At 56.9% G+C, this 304-nt stretch carries 1 protein-coding gene; it reads right to left on the bottom strand.

What is annotated here, in order from left to right; genetic code table 11:
- Window positions 1-298: cytochrome c (locus KVT28_RS24830; protein WP_217550798.1), on the bottom strand; the 298-nt coding region annotated here is incomplete at its 3' end.
- Window positions 299-304 lie beyond the last annotated feature (6 nt).

The raw sequence follows: 304 nt of genomic DNA, 5'->3' as shown, positions 1-304 counted from the left end.
ATGGTTTTAACGAATTGTAATACGCCGATAAATCTGCCATATCCTTTTCGCTCAATCCCGCTACAAACGCTTTCATCACTTCCGCCTGGCCGCCCCTCCGCTCGCCTTTTTTATAGGCTTGCAGTGAATGCAGCAGATAAGGCGCATGTTGCCCCGCCAGATTGGGATAAAGCGGCACCGCGCTTTTGCCCTCCGCACCGTGACACGCCATACAGCTGGCCGCTTTTTGCGCACCCGCGTTCGCATCGCCATCGGCCAACGCCGGCAGCGCCGGAGCCAATAACGCCCCGGCCGTCAAAAGTTT

It is taken from the genome of Pantoea sp. GbtcB22, assembly GCF_019091025.1.
Lineage (GTDB): Bacteria > Pseudomonadota > Gammaproteobacteria > Enterobacterales > Enterobacteriaceae > Pantoea > Pantoea leporis.
The sequence above is the reverse complement of the archived record's forward strand: the minus strand, read 5'-3'. Positions and strand labels throughout refer to the sequence as shown.